The sequence below is a fragment of the Bacillus capparidis genome (assembly GCF_017832095.1).
Classification (GTDB): domain Bacteria; phylum Bacillota; class Bacilli; order Bacillales; family Bacillaceae; genus Bacillus; species Bacillus gobiensis.
In genome coordinates this window covers 133,588-150,207 of sequence record NZ_JAFDST010000003.1, presented here as the reverse complement: position 1 = coordinate 150,207, position 16,620 = coordinate 133,588, and the positions used below count along the sequence as shown (strand labels likewise).

The following is a 16,620-nucleotide window of genomic DNA, read 5'->3' as shown; positions in this document are numbered from 1 at the left end:
CTCAATTACTTATTAGACTTACAATTGAAGCATTAGCTATTTTTTTAAAACTACCAGAATTCGTTTTTATGTGCTCAATCAAAAATTCTGCATCTTTGCCTACACCGCAAATTAACGCTGAACCTCTTTGATATTGCCAAGGCAAGCCAATGAAAAATAATCCTTTAACTGGGCTTATTCCTCTTTCGTGAACAGGTTTTCCATTTTTCAATGCTCCGTTTATATCGATCCAATCATAATCTGAAATAAATCCCGTAGACCAAATAATATTTTCGAAAGAAGAAATACTGTTTTCCTCGAAAAAAAAACTGCTTGGTTTCCTTCAATTTTTATTACTCTAGGCTTTACATCTATTTTGTTTTCTTTTATTAGTTTTTTCAACTCATAGCCAAAGATAGGATCACTTTGTTTACTAAACCATTTCCCCTTTTAGTATTGATTCCTGCATACAATAAACCTAAGAAGTCTAACCAATGAAATGTGCTTTTTCCTAAAAAGCGTAAGGGTAAAAATTTTAATGGGTGGCTCACTGCCAAGGTGACACTTTTTTCTTTAGCAAGTTCAACCGCAATTTGTGCTCCAGAATTTCCCCCTCCAACGACTAGAACAGAGCCTTCATTTAATTGCTTTGGCGAATCGTAAGACGAAGAATGGATTTGAAAGGGCTCTGTCTCACCATTCTTTTTAACAATCGCGGGGATAAATGGTTTTTGAAATGCGCCTGAAGCAATGATCACTTGTGTAGATTGAATATTACCTTGGTTTGTTGTAATCATAAATATGTCATCTTTCTTTTCTACTTTTATAACTGGGGTATTTGTTTTTACTGGTAAATCAAAATGGGAAACATACTGCTCTAAATAATCAGCCATTTCATTTTTGCTCGGATATCCTTCCTGATCGCCGCTCATTTTCAATCCAGGTAACGAGCTATAATTTCGATTTGTAAATAAAACAAGTGATTCGTACCTTTTTCTCCACGAATCACCTATTTTATTGTTTGCATAAGGTAATACAAAAGATAGATTTTTCTGCTTCAAATAATACCCCATAGCTAATCCTGCCTGACCTGCTCCAACTACTACAACATCAAAGATTCCCATATCTTGCACGTCCTTTTCAAATGACTAAGAAAGCAAAAGAGGCAATCACTCCATGACCTTTAACAGCCTCAAACTATTAAGTGTGACGAGAAGTGTCGCCCCCATATCTGCAAAAATAGCCAGCCATAAGGTCAGCCATCCGGGAGCAATGAGTAACAACGCAATGACTTTTATTGCTAACGAGAACGTTATGTTTTGCTTTATGATCGCTAATGCTTTACGGCTTAATTTAATGGTATATGGCAGCTTGCGTAAATCATCAGACATCAGCGCAATATCAGCAGTTTCAAGTGCCGTGTCCGTTCCCGCGCCGCCCATCGCAACGCCTACAGAGGAAGCAGCAAGCGCAGGGGCATCGTTCACTCCATCTCCAACCATTGCTGTCTTTTTATGATTTTTCCGAAGCTCTTTTACATAAGTCAATTTATCCTGCGGCAAGAGCTCTGATTTTATTTCTGAAACGCCGACTTCCTTGCCGATTGCTTCTGCAGTTGCCTCGTTATCTCCAGTTAACATGACCGTTTTTTGAATCCCGATTTCATGAAGCTTTTGAATCACTTCTTTAGAAGAGGCCCTTACTTCATCGCCAATCGTGATTAATTGCAAGATCTTTTGAGAAGTTCCTAGAGCGATCACTGTTTTCCCTTGTTTCTGCAGCTCAATGATTTTGTGATTCGTTCCTTGATTGATGGATCCTTGATTCAATTCACCAAATAATTTCGGACTGCCTACATAATAGGTTGTACCGTCTATTTCGGCTTTTACACCTTTCCCGGTCAGCGATTGGAAATTTGCAATTTCGATCGGGTGAAATGACAAATTGTCTTGTTCAGCTTTTCTAATAATAGCCGATGCCAGCGGATGCTGCGAGCCTTTTTCAATCGCTGCCGTAATTGCCAGCCAGTCTTTTTCACTCCCGGATAAGGTAATGACATCTGCAACAGCCGGCACGCCTTTTGTAAGCGTGCCTGTTTTATCAAAAGCAATCACCTGTAATGCCCCGGCTTCTTCTAAGTGAACTCCACCTTTGATTAATACGCCGTTCTTAGCTGCATTTCCGATCGCAGTTACAATCGAAACAGGGGTTGAAATAACCAATGCACAAGGACAGCCTACGACTAACACCGCTAAGCCGCGATAAATCCAGTCACTCCAATTTCCGTCAGTTATTAACGGAGGAGCAATTGCAATCAAGAACGCAATAAAGATAATGGCCGGCGTATAGTATTTAGCAAATTTATCAACAAACGCTTGTGATGGTGCGCGTTCAGCTTGAGCTTCTTCAACCAGGTGAATGATTTTTGCGAGAGTAGTATCCTCCACTCTCTTTGTTACCCGAACCTCTAACAAACCTTCTTCATTCAACGTACCGGCAAATACTTCATCATCCATTGTTTTTGTTACCGGGATAGACTCTCCAGTGATGGCCGCCTGATTCAAAGTCGAAATTCCTTTTATAACGATTCCATCCATCGCTAGTTTTTGTCCGGGTTTAACTATCATTACGTCGCCAATTCTCACATCGTCAACAAGTATTGTAATCTCTTTGTCTCCACGTCGAATTAACGCTTCTTTCGGTGCAATATTCATCAGGGACTGAATCGATTGACGGGCTTTATCCATAGAATATCGCTCTAAGGCTTCACTTACAGCAAAAAGAATAACAACTAGTGCCCCTTCGCCCCATTCCCCAATCGCGGCTGCGCCTAAAATGGCAACTGTCATGAGTGATTTCATATCAAACCTTAAACGGACTAAATTGTTGAGTCCTGTTTTAAATAAAGAGTATCCCCCGATTAAGATCGATGCAGCGTAACCGATAACAGATAATAACGCTTCTTCTCCGTACTGCACTCCAATAAACCAACTAAGAAACAACAAAATTGCAGAAATATATACTTTTATGTTTTCTTTTTGCTTCCAGAACGGTTCTCGTTTTACTGCCTGTTCCTTCTCGTCACGCACTATTAAATTTTCAAATGCCCCGGCTTTTTCAAGCTCTGCAATCGTGGTATCTCCTTTGACAGTTAGCTTTGAAGCTCCGAAATTCACTTGCGCATCTTCAACGCCTTCAAGCTGTTTCACATTTTTTTCAAAGGTGGCTGCACAATTCGCACAGCTAAATCCTTGAACTCGATACGTTTTTTGCTGTGCGTTAGACATGGCTGTACGCCTCCTGTTGATGTGCGAGTGCAATGACGATTAATTGCCTGATGTGCTCATCATCCAATGAGTAAAAAACCAATTTTCCTTCTTTGCGATATTTCACAATTCCATGCTTATGCAAAGTCCTGAGGTGGTGAGACGCGGTAGCTATCGAAGTCCCTATAATATTAGCCACATCGCACACACACAATTCCTCATCCTTCGTTAAGGAAAATGCTATTTTCGCACGGTTGTTATCACCAATCACTTTAAACATTTTGGCGATACTGCTTATATCATTCGTTTTTAATTCTTCCTGTATCCGATTGACTTTTTCTTCGTCATAACAATACGTTTCACATGTATCATTTCTTTTCATTGTCATGGCTCCTTATTCATTCAAATGTCCATCTAAATGTAGTATACCCGAATTTAAATATTATTCAAATATTCATTAGAATGTTAATGTGATCACTCCTTTTTTTATGTAAAATAACCTATATCATAAAGTGAAGAAAGGAATGAATGTTTTGCTCTCAGTAATTTTGCTTTTTTTGTTAGCTGGTTTGGCTGAAATTGGCGGGGGCTATCTAATTTGCGCTCTGTTTATTGGGGGGTTGCGGGCGGCATAGCCTTAGCTTTATATGGGGTGATTGCTACGTTTCAATCCTTCCCGACTTTCGGAAGAGTGTATGCAGCTTACGGAGGGGTTTTTATCATCTTGTCTGTCCTTTGGGGATGGGGAATCGATAAGAAATCGCCTGATACATATGACTGGGTTGGAGCTGCGCTTTGTTTAGTTGGCGTATTGATCATGCTGGCGCCTCGAAATTGACTTTTTCATCCTGCATTCCGATTTTGTTTTTTCCAACTCTAAAAATTAAGTATGAGTTCTCCGGATAGGATTCGTTAAATATATAGACCATATACTGATCGACTCCTTTTCGGACTCTGCCCCTGATATTCTGCTATGTTTCCGAGTGACTAAAGATAAAGAGCTCTCCGCAAAATTCTTATCAACATGCCCCGAAACCGGTTAATCAGGAAAATATGTTTTACTAAATTTATCGAAGAAAATAAAGCTTAAACACAATAGTAGTCTATGATTCTTTTAGTTAATCCCACTCTCATTTCAAAATAACATTGAAAACGTTTACTAAAAATGATAAGATTTATTTAGTAAATTTTCGGACAACTTGTTTCTAACATCCTCCTAGTTAATGTTTAGTAAACTATTCAATATATGAAAGGAGGCGCTTACATTGCTGAAATAAAAAGATATTGTTTGTCTTCACTTCCGCCGTATCAAGAGTGCTAGCGACGATCGTTATTTTTTGGTTACAAGAAAAAAAACAGAGGACGAGTTTTGGAATGTGGATATACACGTAACAAAAGAAAGCGCCTTCACATCTCGATCCCGTAACCTCAGGCAGCCTGATAATTATTAGCAGAATCAGTTTAAGTAAGCTGTTGGATTTTTCACCAGGCAAACGGAAGAATAAATGGGATACTTTGACGAATCAAAGGTTATTAATAACAAAAATCACTGAGGGGATGATTTTGTTGGGGAAATTAAGCAAAGATTTTTGGTTATTCGGGAGTTTTTTCTATCTGTATTACTTTATATGGGCTGTCTGTACGACATTTTTTTCACTTTGGTTAACGAACAAAATGGGGTTAACATCTACTGAAGCTGGTATCGTGTTTTCAGCTGTAGCGATAGCTGCAATGTGTTTCCAGCCTTTTTTTGGAATCATTTCTGATAAGTTAGGGTTTAAAAAGAACCTCATGTGGGTTTTTATTGCTCTATTAGTTTTTATTGCTCCGTTTTTCATTTATATTTTCCCTTTTTTACTTCAAAGTAACATTTTTTTAGGGGCCATAATTGGAGGCGCTTACCTGGGGGCCTGTTTTAATGGGGGCTGCGGTGCAATTGAAGCGTATATTGAAAAAGTGAGCCGTGTAAAAAGCTTTGAATACGGCCAAGTAAGAATGTTCGGAAGTTTGGGGGCTGCAACTGCCGTATTTATTACAGGTCGTTTATTTAGCACCGATCCCAATCTGCTCTATTGGATAAGTTCACTAGCAGCCGTTGTATTAGCTATTGTTTTTGCATTAACAAAAATAACGAATAATAACGAAATGAAGAAAACTGAAATACAGGAAGCAACATCTAAAAAATCAATACTTGAGACGTTCAAAAACAGAAAATTTTGGTTTTTAATTATATATGTTGTCGGCGTCGGTTGTATTTATGAAGTATTTGACCAACAATTTCCGGTTTACTTTACCCAATTCTTTTCCTCGCCATCTGAAGGTGCTGGAGTGTTTGGCAATTTGTTAACGATTCAAACCTTTATGGAAGCGTGTGTCATGATAATAGCACCCTTCTTTATTATTAAAATTGGTGCGAAAAATGCATTAATCTATTGCGGTTGTATCATGTCCATCCGTATTATCGGGTCTGGTTTTGCGGATGACGCAGTTGTAATTATTTTATTAAAACTCATGCATGCATTGGAGGTTCCAATCCTGCTTGTTGCTATTTTCAAATATATTAATGAACATTTTAACGCAGAATTATCGGCAACTATTTACCTTATTGCTTTTCAATTTTCAAAACAAGTTGGCGCTACTTTTTTGTCTGCGATTGCTGGAAATATGTACGATACTGTAGGTTTTAAAGATGCTTATCTTTTACTAGGCTTTATCGCTTTATTTTTTACAATTATATCTGTTTTCACATTGTCGGGCAGTTCTAGAATCAGGAAAAATCCTTCGATTACTGAAACCGCTTAAATAAAACAGAAATTACTTTCGCAAAAGTAAATCAATTGAACGGACCCTAATTTGATTATATATTTAACCCGTAATCAAATTATCATATATTCCGGTAAGCTCTCTTGTGAGATATTTGGCAATCATTAAACTAATTAACACGAATATCCTACCATCCTGGAAGCCTTTAGGAGTGAATCAATCATGGGAATTAAATTTAATGAGAAAAATAAGACGTTCCATTTGCAAGCTAAAGATACCAGCTATGTTATGGAAATTGTTCGAGACGGTTATCTTTTTCACTTGTATTGGGGGAAAAAGATAAGCGAATATCATCATTCAAATCATATACAGCTGCTAGACCGTGGATTTTCTGGAAATCCATATAAGGAAGATAGAACGTTTTCGTTAGATACTCTTCCACAAGAATATCCACAGTACGGCAATACGGATTATAGAAAACCAGCATATCAAATTCAGCTAGAAAACGGTTCAACCATATCCGACTTGAAATATCTATCTCACACAATCTATAAAGGAAAGCGCTCTTTGGATGGTCTGCCTTCTACATATATAGAAAACGAGGAAGAGGCCGAAACTCTCGACATTAAGATGGAAGATCGTTTAACAGGTTTAAATGTCATATTAAGTTATACCGTTTACGAGCAGTTTAATGTCATCACTCGATCAGTGCGTTTTATTAATGAAGGAACACAGTCATTAAAATTGTTAAGTGCTTTAAGTTTGTGTGTTGATTTTAGAGATTCCGAGTTTGATTTCTTACATCTTCACGGTGCCCACTTAAAGGAGAGACATATTGAAAGACAGCCGCTTCGTCATGGGATCCAGTCGGTTGAAAGTACGAGAGGAGCCAGCAGCCATCAGCATAATCCGTTTATTGCATTGTTAAGGAAAGGAACAACTGAAGATTCAGGCGAAGTCTACGCCTTTAACTTTGTTTATAGCGGGAATTTCTTGGCTCAGGTGGAAGTAGACCAGTTTAAAAATACTAGAGTAACCATGGGAATTAATCCATTTGATTTTAGCTGGAAGCTGGATCCGGGTGAAGTGTTTCAAACTCCGGAAGCGGTAATGGTTTACTCATCTGAAGGTCTTGGAGACATGTCGCGGACTTTTCATAATTTATATCGTACCCGCCTTGCAAGAGGAACCTACCGGGATAAAGAGCGCCCTATATTAGTGAATAACTGGGAAGCTACCTATTTTGATTTTAATGCAGAGAAAATTTTAGACATTGCAAAGGTAGGTCATGAATTAGGCATTGAGTTATTTGTTCTTGATGATGGTTGGTTTAGCAAGAGAAACAATGATACTTCTTCTTTAGGAGATTGGTACGTGGATCGCGAAAAGATTCCTGATGGTTTGGATAATCTTGCGCGGCGGGTCAATCATATTGGGATGGAATTTGGACTCTGGTTTGAACCGGAAATGATCTCTGTTGATAGTGACCTTTATCGTGAACACCCGGATTGGTGTCTCCATGTAACCGACCGTAATCGTTCGGAGAGCCGCAATCAATTAATTCTAGACTTCTCAAGGGACGAGGTTTGCGAAGAGATTACAAAGAGAGTTTGTGATATTTTAGCTAGCGTTCCGATCTCTTATGTAAAATGGGACATGAACAGGCATATGACAGAAATCGGCTCTGCTGCCCTTCCCCCAGAAAGACAAAGAGAAACAGCGCATCGTTATATGCTTGGCTTATATAACGTCATGGACAAAATCACAGCTGCTTTTCCACATGTTTTATTTGAAAGCTGCTCAGGCGGCGGGGGCAGATTTGATCCAGGAATTCTATACTATATGCCGCAGACATGGACAAGTGATAATACAGACGCAGTGTCACGTCTGAAGATTCAATATGGAACAAGCCTTGTTTATCCAATTGTATCTATGGGTTCACATGTTTCAGCAGTTCCAAATCACCAAGTGCACCGAAGTATCTCTTTAGATATGCGCGGTGATGTGGCGATGTCTGGTAATTTAGGATATGAGCTTGATTTAACTCAGATGTCTGAAGCCGAAAAAGAAATCGTCAAAAAACAAGTTTCCGACTACAAGAAAATACGAAAATTAATCCAGTTTGGAGATTTCTACCGCTTGCAAAACCCATTTGAAGGTAATAATGCAGCATGGTTATTCACCGATAACAACAAGACAGAAGCTATTGTATATTTTTTCAGGGTTTTAGCTGAACCAGCAGCACCATTAACAGTTTTAAAGCTTAAAGGAATTGATGTTTCTAAACAATATAAAGTCGTCGGAACCGATAACATTTATGGCGGTGATGAACTTACTTATGTTGGATTGAGCATCCCCGCAGAAATAAAAGGTGATTTCCAAAGTTATGTTTGGCATTTAAAAGAAATGTAGTGATACCAGCTATTGAGAAACGATGAAAGACATGTGAATGATGTGGTTCATCGTTTTTCTTTTTATATTCGTGAACTCCAACGGATTTGCACTAGCATTTAAAATAGTTGCAACCTATAATGAACTGTAATATAATGATTATAAAGTTGTGATTGGTCAATCAATAACTTCATCAAACCTACGAAGGAGCAATAATATTATGGCTAAAAGAGCGACATCTTCGGATCGGCGCGCCGATATTGTGTCAGCTGCAGTTGAAGTGTTTGCAGAAATCGGCTATTATCGCGCTACCACGGCGCAAGTGGCTGAGCGTGCGGCGATATCCCAGCCTTATGTCTATCGTTTTTTTACGAAGGAGTCATTGCTTGTGGAATCACTTGAGTTATCATGGCAGCGCATCATTGCGGCATTTGAACAAGTGATCAATTCGGCCGCTCCTGAGCAGCTGGAGGAAGGGCTTATTGAGGCATACGAGGAGATTATGCATTCACACACTAACGAGATTCTGCTGCAAATGCAGGCGCAGACGATCCGCGAAACTCCAATCCGAGATGCGATGAAAAAAGGGATGAGTCAAGTAAAACACTTGGTTCAACGTGCTTTTGAGCAAGCTGAAATTACGGATGCACAACAGAAAACTTCAGATTTTCTGGCGAGAGGAATGCTGTGTAACGTATCGATGGCGATTGATATGCCGGATTTAATGGTTAAGAGATAAAATTCAACTTCAATCAGTCGGGGTTTCGATGCAGGCGGGGCAATAAGGCGCCTAACGCAATTAGTCTTACATTATACCCCCACTGATTGTTAGGTGAAGCCAACCTTAGCATTAAAAATTTTTTCATATGTACTTTTTCGGAGTTCAAAATTTTTTACAAAATTGTAATTGGTTAATCAATAATTAAATGTGAGGAGAGATATTCATGAAAAAAGCAATCGTATTAGGTGCAACAGGCGGCGTTGGGAATCCGATTACGGCAGAATTGGTGAAAAGAGGAATCGAGACGGTAGCGTTTGGCCGGTCTGCTGATAAACTCGAGAGACTTGCAAATGAACTTGGCAATCCGTCATTGTTAAAGCTAAAAACTGGGGATGCGTTTAAGCCAGAGGATATCGTGAAGGCTGCTGCAGGGGCAGATGTAATTTTCCACAGTGCGAATATACCCTATCATGAAATGGAAGCGCGGCTTTTGCCACTCGGGGAAGCTGTGATGAAAGCTGCCGAGCTGATAGAGGCAAAGGTTGTTGTTGTGGATGGTATCTATCCATACGGAAAAAGAACTTCCACACAAAAAGCAACAGAAGTTCATCCAAAACGTCCTCACACACGCAAGGGAAAAGTTAGGCTTGCCTATGAGGAGCTGATTTTCAATTCGCGCTGGCGAGGTGCAAAGCCTCTCATAGTGCGGCTCCCGGATTACTATGGACCTTCCGCACAAGCATCGTATCTCAACGTTACAATGGAGGCAATCGCAGCCGGCAAACCGACTGCATTTATCGGGAACATGAACATCCCTCGTGAATACGTCTACCTGCCTGATGCGGCACGTATGATTGTAGAAATCGCCAGTAGGGATGCTTCTTACGGGCAAAATTGGCATATCCCAGGTCCTGGCGTCATTTCAGGCCATGATTTGGTGAAAATCGCACAGAAAGCTAGCGGAAAACGTAAGCCTGTCTTTCCTCTAGGACGCATCAGCCTGTCGCTGATTGGAATGTTCAATCCGGTGATGAAAGAGGTAGTAGAGATGCTTTACCTCACAGAAGAGCCGTTTGTATTGAGCGGTGAAAAGTATGAACGGGAGATAGGACCGATAGCGTGGACTCCTCACGAGCAAGCGATTGAGGAAACGATTCGTACGTTGATGAACAGGAACAGAGCTGCTGACACGCAGCCTGTTAATTGAAGACATACAAAAAGTATAGAAATTGATCTCCAATATGTAATTTTTGTCTCATATCTAGATGGAGAGAATGTAAAAGTGTTGCACCATGATTTTTGCCAAGCCACGAAGCTCCATCTCAGATGACTGAAATCACGTAACATTAACCTTAATAATCCTGCCACTAAAAACTCTTGTCTCAACTCCAACATCACGATATCAAGAAAAGGACGAATTCATAGCTTTTGAGCCGCCTAAAGGACGGCTTTTTTGTTATTAATTAGGCTCTACATGAACATGCACATCGTATACATCATGCTTTCGAATCAATTCATTTTCAACCTTTGTAGAAATCTCATGGGCGTCTCTTATATCCAAATTAGAATTAACAAGAATAACTACGTCCACTACAGCGTTACTTCCATAATATCTTGCTTTTATATTCCTAACGCCTTTTACTCCGTAGATATCCATCACAGTTTCCTTGAAGGATTCTACTTCTTTTTCATTAATACCGTCTGTTAATTGATGAGACGCATCTCGAAAAATATCCCAAGCTGTTTTACAAATTAATAACCCTACGATGATTGCAGTCAACGGATCGAGCCAAGGAAGATAAACTTGAGCCCCTAGTATACCGATTACAGTACCAATACTAACCCAAGCATCAGAAAGATTATCTTTAGCAGCAGCCATTACTGCGTGACTTTTAATTTTGGTGGCTAGCTTTTTATTATACCGATAAACAAAGTACATCACTAGCGCACTGAAAAGTCCAGTCATTGCAGCAATTAAATCCGGAGATTCTTGCTTTCCCTCAAAAACGGAAGACACTGCATCATATAACACCTGGATTCCAACAGCCATCATAATAAAAGAAGCAACCATCGAGGCAACCGTTTCGGATTTCCAGTGCCCATAAGGATGATCTTGATCTGCGGGCTTACGAGATAACTTTAATCCGATTAGAACAGCGATCGAGGCAACGATATCAGTGGCATTATTTAAACCATCAGCTCTTAGAGCGTCAGAACCTGCTATATAGCCAATAATTAATTTTAATGAAGACAAACAAATATATGCAATGATACTAATAATGGCTCCGCGTTCTCCAAGTTTTATGTCGTTATATTTTTGTTGCTCCACAGGCATGAACCCCCTAAAAGTACTACTTGAATATATTATCAAGCTAGCACCTAGTGGGTCTACAGCAACCTTTTTATACTCTTCTATATATGTAATAAGCAGCAAAAAAAGTTTCCTGAAGCAAAAAAAAGAGTCTTTTTGCAACTTTAAGAGATTGTAGAGAAAGATTCAGGTATTTCTCTAAAGTCGGCATGTTATTCATTATCGAAGAAAGATCAGCCGCTATAAAACCTATTGATATCGTTCCGACAAACTGCCCCTGGTTAGCCGTCTCACCTTATCTTTCGTAAGAATTTTGATAAAATGAAATTAAGAAATTGGGTGAAGACCTTATACCTTCTTTACATCTAAAAATGAGAATATTGAAAAATTAGAAGCTATAGTTATTATTGATGCAAGCGGAACCTGGAATAATTGCGGATAACACTTATTACGAAAGGAGATTAAATGATGCAAAACACACTAACTGTTCGAACGATGAAGGAAGAAGATTGGGAAGCAGTTCAGACGATCTACATAAAAGGGATAGAAACGGGAAATGCCACGTTTGAAACAGAAGCGCCTTCATGGGAGAAATGGGATATTGACCATTTGCAATTCGGTCGATTAGTAGCTTTGCAAGGCAATCAAATTGTTGGCTGGGTTGCTCTCAGCCCATATTCAAGCCGTCCGGTATATCGCGGAGTGGCCGGAGTAAGTATTTATATTGATCCAGAATTCAGCGGGAAGAAGGTCGGATCCAGCCTTATGAAAAATCTGATAGAAGAGTGTGAAAAAGAAGGGTTTTGGACTCTGCAATCAGGTATCTTTCCCGAAAACCAAGCAAGCCTATCCTTGCACCAAAAATTCGGATTCCGCGAAGTTGGACGAAGAGAGAAAATCGGGAAGTTGGATGGAAAGTGGCGAGACGTCTTGCTTCTTGAGAAAAAATTGCCTTCTAAGTAAAGGATTACATCGCCTTTTTCGCCTTAAACAAACGTTTGAACAACACTGAGAGTCGATGATTTTTGGCTATTTTATATATACGGCCTGAGTCGTTCGCAGTGCGGTAGATGAGTCAACGTCTATTCTTTTTGGTAAACGATATTTTGTACAATAAAGGAGATACAGTTTTCCTAAATGATTCCCTTTCACAAAAACTAGAAAGACTGCAAGCAGATTATTGTCTGCCTGCAGTCTTCTAGTTTTCAGCTTCCGGTATTTTTAGTATCTTCTTTCTGAACAGCTTGAAGTTTTTTGCCTTCATCAATCTTTGATTTCTCATCACTATTGCCATTCACAAGATCATTTGTAGCTTTTTTGAACTCTTTTAATGTGTTCCCAAATGCGCGTCCAATTTCAGGGAGCTTAGAAGGTCCAAAAATGATTAACGCAATGACGAGTATGATAATTAGACCTGGAACTCCGATATTTTGAAACATTATACGATTCCTCCTAAATTACTAATAAAATTCTCTAACTCGGGGGCTTCTGCAATTTCAATTCGCTCTTCAGCAGTACCCTATAAAATTGGCATACCATGGCGTTGGAATGCTGCCGCTTCAAGGGTTGTTATGCCTTGATTTTCTGCAAACGCTGAAAGCTTGTCTGATACTTGCGGGGAGTAAGCGGCTGGTGGAGCAGCATGTCCCATTAGTCTTTGACGGCCGGCGTTTTTGCGATTGAAAGGTCCCCAAATCGCATAGGAGATCCCAGGGCTTTGAACATTTACGAAAAAAGTTCTTCCATCGCAAGAAAAGGTGGGACCGGCTAATTCAGAACCATTAAGCTTGTTCTCAGCAAAAACATAGCTTTCACCTTCTGGAGTGATTCCAATGATACGGTCAACCCCGTCGCCATCCTCTGCAATCCAAAGGTCTCCCCACGGAGTAATGCAAATATTATCCGGCATTTCTAAATCATTGATTTCTGTAGACTCGTAAAAAAGCTCTAATGTATTTGTAGCCGGGATATAACGGTAAACGCGGCCAAGACTGTTATCCCCTGCAGATGTATCATCAAACCAAAATACTCCTCCGGAAAAATAAGCGCCCTCTAAGCGGCTGAATTGGATGCAGCCTTTCGTTTTTGCTTCAAGACTAGGTTTTTCAGGATCAACATCTTTCCATACGATGCCGAATTTTTGACCAGTATAAAATTTACTGGCACTTGCAATCGACATTTCCTCAATTGCTGCTGCTTGTAATATGCCGCCATTGTGCAAGGCTCCCGGTCTTCGGCTGCGATCGTTCGGTATAAACCGATAAAGGAAGCTGGGGGTTGAGTCTTCTGTTAAATAAACGATTCCAGTTGATGGATCGATTGCTGTTGCCTCATGAGAAAAGGCACCCATTTCTCTGATTGGAGTTTTTGATAAGTTATTTTCAGGATTGTGAGGATCTATTTCAAAAACATATCCGTGTCCCTCTTCAAGTGTTTCTTCACAAGTGAGCCATGTGCCCCAAGGAGTTGCACCACCCGCACAGTTTCGGATTGTACCTGCAGAGGTCACATATTCATCAATCACTTTACGGTCAGGTCCGACAATTAGAGCTGTCGTACCGCCAGTATTATCTTTGCTATATGGATTTTTTCCTATCACCGGATATTTTGTATTCCCATCTAACTCATGATTTCGAACAAGAATGGTAGAATTTTTTGGTCCTGAAAATGCAGCCATACCATCAAATTTTCCCGGGATTGGACGTCCATCCGAAAGTTTGCCGCCTTCCTCAGAGATAATACGGTATTGGAAACCTCTCGGAAGATCCAGCATCCCGCCCGGATCTTTAATTAACGGGCCAAAACCTGCAAATCCTCTTTTTTTTGTAAGAGTAGGTTTTGCTAATGCATTTTCTGTTCCAAGTGAAAGTATTCCGGTCGTCCCTAATGCCAATACAGCTGTACTCATGCTTCCTGCCTTTAAAAAATCACGTCTGTTCATGCTTTTGCTCAAAATATGACTCCTCCTTTTTTATAGGGTGTAAATCTTGAGGCAATATCTATAAACAAACTAACAAACACAGGTTAAGCAAGTACTTGTTTAATGTGGATATCATGTTAATAAAAATAAGTTCTAAAGGATTAGAAAAACGCGAAAGGAATGGGGTTATTATTACTATTTCGTTGTTTCATGATAGTAAAAAAGGACTTTCCATTCCCTTATTATTCTATTAATGAAAATATATTGAAACTGCTCGGAACATACATGTTAAGATTATTACAAGGGAGCGGATGAAGTTCTTACTTACGATCTAGGCAGCATCAAAGATACTTAAACAACGTTTGACTTTATGCTTGATACGCTTTGGGGTTCACTTCACGAAGAGGCGCCTTACCTTATGAAAGCAATTTTGCAAGTAGCTACTATCTATGGCGGCCCAGACGATACAAGGCCAGAAGAGATAAAAAAACAGAAAGAGCGTCGCCTGGCCGGTAAGCCAGGGCGGCTATCTCCAAATCTATTACAATATGCACTTACACCTTGTTCTTGTAGATAAAAGACCATTTGATCTGGAGTACAGATATAAAAACAACTTGTGCAAGGTTCTATGTTACAACAGGTAATCCCCCGCCCAGATCTAAAACCCAGGAAGGATTATTACTCGTGTTACTTGATAAAATAAATCGGATTTGTAAAAGCAATCAATTCAACTTCGTCATATATTTCAGCGTATAATTCAGCTCTTACCCAGCTTAATTCATAACTGTCCATTTCATAAAACAGCTCATGTGTTCCACCGGTTTCTTCTATTAATGTACCAACATTTGAAACTAATCGAAAACGAAAAGTTCGTTGATTTATATTTGTAACGTCTTCCCATCCGTCCGTGCGGGCATGGAAGGAAACTTTGTTATTTTCTGATTTAATAATGTCACCAATCGAAAAAGTATCAGAGCCTATACTCGCTTCTAATATGACTGGATATCCATAGGAGATCGATAAGGCTCCCTCTTTAATCGATTTCAAAAATTCCGCCTGAAAATCATCTGTTTCTTTTTTTGTATCCGCCGGCATATGAACATGAGTAATCGCCGGAAACACATTCTTCTCGTCATTCTTATGCCAGTCTCTTCCTGCAGTTGCTGTAATGATGTACCCGTGATTCAATAATTCTGTCCAATATTGAAATGCTTTTTGATTATAATAGCGGGAGCCTGGTCTGGTAGAGTTCCAAACTTCAATAAAATCAAAATCATTAATGCTCTTAAACGGAAACTCCCAATGGCATCCTGTTCCGATCGGGTTTCCCAGACGGAAAGGATGTGCTATCCCTGCGATGGCTCCACAGCTATGGATTTGGTCAATTCCTTTAGCAATGTCCAACGGCCCAATTGTCCGCCAATCCGTATACGTCAGCTTGTCATATCCGATGGTCAGCAAATGCCCATAAAACGTCGTCCATTCTAACCCGAAAAGCATTTTAATCCTGAATTCACGGCTTGCTTCTTCCATCTCCTGCAACGGGCGGGTTGTATTATGATCTGTGATCGCCACGACCTCTAAGCCCATTTGTTTTGCAGCTTCTGCCATTTCTCGCACCGACTGCTGCCCATCGCTGTGATACGTATGCGTATGCAGCTCGGCAGGAACCCAACGGCAATGATTATATTGCTTTCTTGGCAAAATCGTTCCTCGCGCTTCATTCTCTAATATATTTTTCATTAATGGCCGGTGCTGCCACGGGATCGTTAAGCTTCTGCAGATATCATTTTCTGGTCCGTCAGCTGTGACAGATAAGGTAAACCGGCACTTTTCAGTTACGACGGCATGTGTGCTAACGGTTACCGACCATAAACCAGGGGAATTTTGTTTGTTCAGAATACCCGGCGAAGAATTCGTTTCATTCACTGTCATTCGTTGTGTTGGTTTATGGCAGTGATGAGCCCCTCGGAATCCATCTGGGTCATCAATAGATAGTGTTAAAAGGTTCTTAATTGGGAAGTCATGTAGTGTTCTTTTTGCTGCATTCTCTGTTTCCAACTCATAATAATGAAAGGACTCTTCAATGATTTTTTGCCCCAACTCATTGTCATCTAATTGGGCAGGTTCAAAATGAAATTGCACCGTCAGATTTGTTGTCTCTTTTGGAACGAAAAACGTATGTTTCAAATGAGACTGTGAACTATTGCTGGATATTTCTGAAGTTGTTTCAAATAGAATACGCGTGCTTGTTTGTTGCATCTTTTTT

At 39.8% G+C, this 16,620-nt stretch carries 13 protein-coding genes and 2 pseudogenes; 6 read left to right on the top strand and 9 right to left on the bottom strand.

Annotated features, from left to right (window positions below; genetic code table 11):
• Position 1: 1 nt before the first annotated feature.
• The 4 genes from JOC74_RS24320 to JOC74_RS14265 all read right to left on the bottom strand — a co-directional run bounded on the left by JOC74_RS24320 (position 2) and on the right by JOC74_RS14265 (position 3,627).
• Positions 2-211: a hypothetical protein gene (locus JOC74_RS24320; protein ID WP_376773396.1), complete on the bottom strand. Its 210-nt coding sequence runs from the start codon at positions 209-211 to the stop codon at positions 2-4.
• 166 nt (positions 212-377) lie between these two features.
• Entirely contained in the window at positions 378-1,103 is a 726-nt protein-coding gene (locus tag JOC74_RS14275; protein WP_376773395.1) for a flavin-containing monooxygenase, read from the bottom strand.
• Positions 1,104-1,148: 45 nt separating this feature from the next.
• Positions 1,149-3,266: a heavy metal translocating P-type ATPase gene (locus tag JOC74_RS14270; protein ID WP_098945265.1), complete on the bottom strand. Its 2,118-nt coding sequence runs from the start codon at positions 3,264-3,266 to the stop codon at positions 1,149-1,151.
• A complete protein-coding gene (locus tag JOC74_RS14265) occupies positions 3,259-3,627 on the bottom strand; it encodes an ArsR/SmtB family transcription factor (protein WP_053605341.1) in 369 nt (122 codons plus the stop codon). Before JOC74_RS14265 ends, JOC74_RS14270 begins: the two co-directional genes overlap by 8 nt.
• A gap of 142 nt (positions 3,628-3,769) precedes the next feature.
• Between JOC74_RS14265 and JOC74_RS14260 the strand changes: the two are divergent.
• The 5 genes and pseudogenes from JOC74_RS14260 to JOC74_RS14240 all read left to right on the top strand — a co-directional run bounded on the left by JOC74_RS14260 (position 3,770) and on the right by JOC74_RS14240 (position 10,327).
• Positions 3,770-4,083, top strand: a pseudogene (locus JOC74_RS14260) (YnfA family protein).
• Positions 4,084-4,811: 728 nt separating this feature from the next.
• Positions 4,812-6,047 carry an MFS transporter gene (locus JOC74_RS14255; RefSeq protein WP_211086193.1) on the top strand — a complete coding sequence of 412 codons (1,236 nt, stop codon included), beginning with the start codon at positions 4,812-4,814 and terminating at the stop codon, positions 6,045-6,047.
• 183 nt (positions 6,048-6,230) lie between these two features.
• The gene (locus JOC74_RS14250; RefSeq protein WP_053605340.1) at positions 6,231-8,420 is read left to right on the top strand and encodes an alpha-galactosidase; all 2,190 of its coding nucleotides are present in this window, start codon (positions 6,231-6,233) and stop codon (positions 8,418-8,420) included.
• 199 nt (positions 8,421-8,619) lie between these two features.
• Positions 8,620-9,138, top strand: a complete 519-nt coding sequence (locus tag JOC74_RS14245; protein WP_053605339.1) for a TetR/AcrR family transcriptional regulator — start codon at positions 8,620-8,622, stop codon at positions 9,136-9,138.
• 205 nt (positions 9,139-9,343) lie between these two features.
• Positions 9,344-10,327 (top strand): SDR family NAD(P)-dependent oxidoreductase, encoded by a 984-nt coding sequence (locus JOC74_RS14240; RefSeq protein ID WP_053605338.1) that lies wholly within the window; start codon positions 9,344-9,346, stop codon positions 10,325-10,327.
• Between the two features lie 252 nt (positions 10,328-10,579).
• On the opposite strand, the gene JOC74_RS14235 is transcribed toward JOC74_RS14240, so the two are convergent.
• Together JOC74_RS14235 and JOC74_RS23595 are read right to left on the bottom strand one after the other, a co-directional pair.
• Positions 10,580-11,449, bottom strand: a complete 870-nt coding sequence (locus JOC74_RS14235) for a cation diffusion facilitator family transporter (RefSeq protein ID WP_053605337.1) — start codon at positions 11,447-11,449, stop codon at positions 10,580-10,582.
• A gap of 181 nt (positions 11,450-11,630) precedes the next feature.
• Positions 11,631-11,717: pseudogene (locus JOC74_RS23595) on the bottom strand (ArsB/NhaD family transporter); the annotation flags it as partial.
• 182 nt (positions 11,718-11,899) lie between these two features.
• Between JOC74_RS23595 and JOC74_RS14225 the strand changes: the two are divergent.
• Positions 11,900-12,394 carry a GNAT family N-acetyltransferase gene (locus tag JOC74_RS14225; protein WP_098945264.1) on the top strand — a complete coding sequence of 165 codons (495 nt, stop codon included), beginning with the start codon at positions 11,900-11,902 and terminating at the stop codon, positions 12,392-12,394.
• Between the two features lie 242 nt (positions 12,395-12,636).
• On the opposite strand, the gene JOC74_RS14220 is transcribed toward JOC74_RS14225, so the two are convergent.
• From JOC74_RS14220 to JOC74_RS14210, 3 genes are all read right to left on the bottom strand, one after another.
• The gene (locus JOC74_RS14220; protein WP_053605335.1) at positions 12,637-12,870 is read right to left on the bottom strand and encodes a twin-arginine translocase TatA/TatE family subunit; all 234 of its coding nucleotides are present in this window, start codon (positions 12,868-12,870) and stop codon (positions 12,637-12,639) included.
• 80 nt (positions 12,871-12,950) lie between these two features.
• A complete protein-coding gene (locus JOC74_RS14215) occupies positions 12,951-14,384 on the bottom strand; it encodes an alkaline phosphatase PhoX (RefSeq protein WP_225970285.1) in 1,434 nt (477 codons plus the stop codon).
• A gap of 654 nt (positions 14,385-15,038) precedes the next feature.
• Positions 15,039-16,613, bottom strand: coding sequence for a CehA/McbA family metallohydrolase (locus JOC74_RS14210; RefSeq protein WP_053605333.1), 1,575 nt, complete (start codon positions 16,611-16,613; stop codon positions 15,039-15,041).
• Between the last annotated feature and the right edge of the window lie 7 nt (positions 16,614-16,620).